The following is a 4,617-nucleotide window of genomic DNA, read 5'->3' as shown; positions in this document are numbered from 1 at the left end:
TGCTGGACCAGCGCGACCTGCTGGTCAACCAGCTGGGCCTGCTGGTCGGCACCAAGCTGGTGGTGCAGGACGGCGGCCAGTACAACATCACCATCGGCAACGGCCAGACCCTGGTGCTGGGCGACAGCGCCACCAAACTCGAGGCCGTGCGCTCCGCCGCCGACCCCAGCCGCATCGCCGTCGCGGCGGTGAACGCGGCCGGCCGCGCCGTGGAGCTGCCCGACGGCATGCTCAGCAGCGCCGGCATGCTGGGGGGCCTGCTGCAGTTCCGCAACGAAACCCTGGCGCCCGCGCAGAACGCGCTGGGCCGCATGGCGATTGCGCTGYCGGACGCCTTCAACGCCCAGCACAAGCTCGGCGTCGATTTGAACGGCGCGCTGGGCGGCAACTTTTTCTCGCAGGCCAGCCCCAGCCTGGTGGCGAACAGCCGCAACACCGGCAACCTGGTGATGACGCCTTCGTTCTCGGACAGCAACCAGCTGACCACCAGCGACTACCGCCTCGACGTGGGCGCCGGCCCCAGCTACACGCTGACCCGCCTTTCGGACAACCAGGTCATCCCCATGACCGCGGGTTTCCCGGGCGCCGCGCCCGCCAACACCACGACCTTTGACGGCGTCACGCTCACGCTGGGCAGCGGCGCCGGCGCGCCCGGCGACTCCTTCCTGATCCAGCCGACACGCAGCGGCGCGCGCGACCTCAACGTGCTGGTGACCGACCCGGCCAAAATCGCGGCAGCCTCGCCCATCGTGACCGGCAACACGGCGACCAACCAGGGCAGCGGCAAGATCAGCGCCGGCAAGGTCGACGCGGCCTACCCCGGCACGCCGCTGGCCGCGAAGGTGACGCTCACTTACGACGGCACCACCAACCAGCTGTCGGGTTTCCCGGCTGGCGCCACCGTCACCGTGACGCGCGCCGACGGCACACCCGACCCGGCGAGCCCTTATGTGCCCGGCGCCTCCGTCAACTACACGCCGGGCGCGACCATCAGCTTCAACGGCATCAGCCTGACCATCAGCGGCACGCCTTCCAACGGCGACACCTTCACGGTGGACAAGAACACCGGCGGCATCTCGGACGGCGGCAATGCCCTGCTGCTGGGCGCGTTGCAGAACAAGAAGACCATGGGCAACGGCACGGCCAGCTTCAACGATTCCTATGCCCAGCTGGTCAGCRGCGTCGGCAACAAGGCCAGGCAGATCCAGATCGCCGGCACCGCGCAGACCAGCCTGGCCACGCAGATACGCGGCGCCCAGCAGTCGGTCTCGGGCGTCAACCAGGACGAGGAAACTGCCAACCTGCTGATGTTCCAGCAGATGTACCAAGCCAATGCCAAGGTCATACAGACAGCATCAACGATGTTTGACGCCGTGCTGGGCATCAGCCACTAAGCGCTCACTTACGAGCACAGCACAAGCAAGACAAGCAGCCCACCAGCGCCACCAGGAGTTCATGATGCGTATCAGCACCCAGTCTTTCTACGAACAAAGCCAGACCGCCATGGGCTYGCAGCAAAGCAGCCTGCTGCGCGTGCAGCAGCAGATCGGCGCCATGACCAAAATCCTCGCGCCCTCGGATGACCCGCTGGGCGCCACGCGCGCGCTGGCGGTCTCGCAGTCCATCGCGCTGAACTCCCAGTACGCCACCAGCCGCAAGCAGGCCGAGCAGATGCTCTCGCTGGAAGAGAATTCCTTGCAAAGCGTGACCACCGTGCTGCAGAACATCAAAAGCCTGCTGGTCGAGGCCGGCAACGGCACCATGACCGACGCTGACCGCGGCACCCTGGCCACCACGCTGCAAAGCGCTTTCGACCAGTTGCAGGGCCTGGCCAATACCGACGACGGCAACGGCCAGTTCCTGTTTGCCGGCTTCAAGAGCGGCAGCCCGCCCTTCGTGAAGCAGCCCGACGGCAGCATCCTCTACGCCGGCGACCAGGGCCAGCGCCTGATGCAGGTCGACGTGTCGCGCCAGATGCCCGGCAGCGACGACGGCCGCAGCATCTTCCAGAGCGTGCAGGGCGGGGCGGGGTACGTCAGCGTTGCGCAGGCCGGCAACACCGGCAGCGGCGTGTTCGGCGCGACCTCGGTGGTCGATATTGCCGATGCGAACTACGGCAAGGACTTTGTGATCACCTTCACCACGCCGACCACCTACCAGGTCGACACCAACACCGTGCCGCCGGTGTCCATCGTGCCTTCGACCGCTTTCACCGCGGGCAGCCCCATCCAGTTCGGCGGCCTGCAGCTCAGCATCACCGGCGCCCCCGCGGCCGGCGACAGCTTCCATGCCTCCGCCGCGAAAAACGCCGGCACCGACGTCTTCGCCACCATCAGCGCCGCGATCACCGCTTTACGCTCCCCGGTCGACGGCGCCGGCCCAGGCGCGCAGTCCAAACTGCTCAACGCCCTGAGCACCGCCAACCGGAAAATCACCAACGCCCACGACAACGTGATCACGGTACGCGCCTCGGTCGGCACCCGCCTGCAGGAACTCGACGCCCTGGGCGACACCGGCGACAGCCGCGCCCTCTACGACAAAAGCTACCTCTCAGACCTGCAGGACYTGGACTATGCCAGCGCCATCGCCGAGTTCTACCAGCGCCAGACCGCGCTGCAGGCCAGCCAGCAGACCTTTGTGCGGATTCAGCAGATTGCGTTGTTTAACTACCTGTAGGTGTAGTGTGGGCGGCCGGTTTGGCCCGTTTGGGCGCGGACTTCCTCAGTGCCTGGTACTCGCCGTTGATATCTTCCAGAAACAGCTTGCCTGTTCCAAGGTCTACCAACATGGTGAATCGGCGTTCAAAACGGTTCAGCCTGTCGACATAGACCGTCACGCTCTGGTGGCATCTGCCTTTCCATAACGCCGGTTGATCGATGCCGGGGTCGTTTATGTAGGCGACGTAACCCTCTGGCGTCGCCTGCTTTGCTTCGCGTTGAACGGTTTTGAACGCGTCGGTGCGCTCCACAAGCTTTCGCGCTTTTTGTTGGGCGGCTTCGGAGAAGATGCAAACGGGCTTGGCAGAGGCCTCAGCCGCCGGACTGCCCGCGGCCTTCTCGTTGGGCTTCGCGATTGATGATGCGGCATGCGCAAACAGCAGGAGTGCAAGGGCAATGTTGACGGAGGAAATCCGGCTTCGAAGAACTTCAAACTTCATGCTGCCCCCTCTTTTTGGTCTTCACGCCATCCCGAAAAGCTATCGCATTTCAAGCTCAATGGGGCATCATTCCTTGCCGCCYGGCTCTGCCCACAGGAGTTTCACCCATGGCGCGCTTCCAGGTCAATTGGAAACGGCCTTGATAGCCRCACGGCCTATTCGCAGAACCAGCACAAAAAGAGCCACCGCCACCAGACCGCCGACACCGGCCTGCATCCAGAAACCCGTGGTCAGGCTGCAGCTTTCAAGCTCAAAAGCCTTCGCAAGTGCCGAGCCGACGGGGTCGGCTTTGCAAAATTCCTCTTGCGGGTTGTGAAGCAAGGCAGCAGTCGCCAGGAAAAATGCGAACGCCTGGGAGAGCCCAATGGCGATCATGTCGGCCAGCGTTGGCCTTTTCCCGCTCAGTGCGGCGATGACCAGACAGACCGCCATGCCTATCGTTACGGCCAGCAAGCCCGCAACCATCATCTCGGGCGATGTACCGAAGTCAAGAAAACGCGTCAAGGTCACCGTGAGGTCGAATCGAGAAAGCAGATGCAGGCATGCGACCGTCACGATGTTGGGGGTCAGCAACAAGGCCAGGCACATGAAGGCCAGCGGCTTGAATGATTGCTGGAGACTGTATGAGAGCGTCGGCATGGCGCTTGGTCCTTTCACGTCTGTGGACTCATGAAGACGAGTATCCCGTATCTGAATCTGTAGGGAGGGCGGCCGGGTAACCTTGCCCGGCCAATGCAAAGGTTAGTGCCAGTTGGCTGCCAGCGTAGGCGCAAGCAGCGTTTGTTGCGTTGCCGTCAAACTCGTCTGGCCCATCGCAGGCGGTGCAAATGAGGCCATGGCCTGCACCAGGGCTTCGACCTGGGTGTCCAGCAGCACTTTTCCGTCGCTGACCTTGATCTGCTCGACACGGTATTGACTGCCCAGGTACCAGCTCTGCACTGTGGCCTTGTCGGCCGTACCCATGATGCTGACTTCCAGATCATTGCCCGTGTGACGGAACCACAACTGGTTGTTGGTGATGCCGGCGCCAAAGGACAGTATGTCTGTGTTGCCTTGCGTGGCATCGTTTTCCGCAATGCGGTCCTGCCCCATGCCGCGGTAGGCTTGATAAGTATCGCCACCCGCGCCACCCGCCAGAGTGTTGTTGCCGGCATTGCCGGCCAGCACATTGGCCTGGACGTTGCCCGTACCGCCGGCGCTCAGACTGCCCAGCAAGATTAGGCTTTCGACATTGGCCGTCAAGGTGTAGCTGGCCAGATAGCTCTGCACGGTGTCCGTGCCTTCGCCAGCCAATTCGGTCACCACATCACCCGCGTCGTCGACCATAAAAATGTCGTTACCCAGGCCGCCGGCCATGACATCGGCTCCTTCGCTGAAGATCGCCGGGGCGACGGAAGCATCCGTGCGCTGGCTGGTGTCCAACACCACCGCAGTGTTCGCCTTCAAGGAATTGAAAAAGG

General features: G+C 63.4%; 5 protein-coding genes. 2 read left to right on the top strand and 3 right to left on the bottom strand.

Translation table 11 applies throughout. The annotated features are described in order from the left end of the window. Together AC1D0P_RS22080 and flgL are read left to right on the top strand one after the other, a co-directional pair. The coding region (locus AC1D0P_RS22080; RefSeq protein ID WP_477678705.1) for a FlgK family flagellar hook-associated protein at nucleotides 1-1,394 on the top strand (1,394 nt) is incomplete at its 5' end. A gap of 64 nt (nucleotides 1,395-1,458) precedes the next feature. Continuing rightward, the gene (gene flgL / locus AC1D0P_RS22075) at nucleotides 1,459-2,676 is read left to right on the top strand and encodes a flagellar hook-associated protein FlgL (protein WP_477678704.1); all 1,218 of its coding nucleotides are present in this window, start codon (nucleotides 1,459-1,461) and stop codon (nucleotides 2,674-2,676) included. On the opposite strand, the gene AC1D0P_RS22070 is transcribed toward flgL, so the two are convergent. The 3 genes from AC1D0P_RS22070 to AC1D0P_RS22060 form a co-directional block, all read right to left on the bottom strand. Then, nucleotides 2,663-3,157, bottom strand: coding sequence for a hypothetical protein (locus tag AC1D0P_RS22070; protein WP_477678703.1), 495 nt, complete (start codon nucleotides 3,155-3,157; stop codon nucleotides 2,663-2,665). The two genes, flgL and AC1D0P_RS22070, sit on opposite strands and share 14 nt — an antisense overlap. Before the next feature lie 123 nt (nucleotides 3,158-3,280). After that, a complete protein-coding gene (locus AC1D0P_RS22065; RefSeq protein WP_477678702.1) occupies nucleotides 3,281-3,796 on the bottom strand; it encodes a hypothetical protein in 516 nt (171 codons plus the stop codon). A gap of 102 nt (nucleotides 3,797-3,898) precedes the next feature. After that, on the bottom strand, nucleotides 3,899-4,513 hold the full coding sequence (locus AC1D0P_RS22060) for a calcium-binding protein (protein ID WP_477678701.1): 615 nt from the start codon (nucleotides 4,511-4,513) through the stop codon (nucleotides 3,899-3,901). Nucleotides 4,514-4,617: the final 104 nt, after the last annotated feature.

It is taken from the genome of Polaromonas sp. P1_G2 (assembly GCF_056405515.1).
This window is presented reverse-complemented; position numbering and strand designations above follow the sequence as displayed.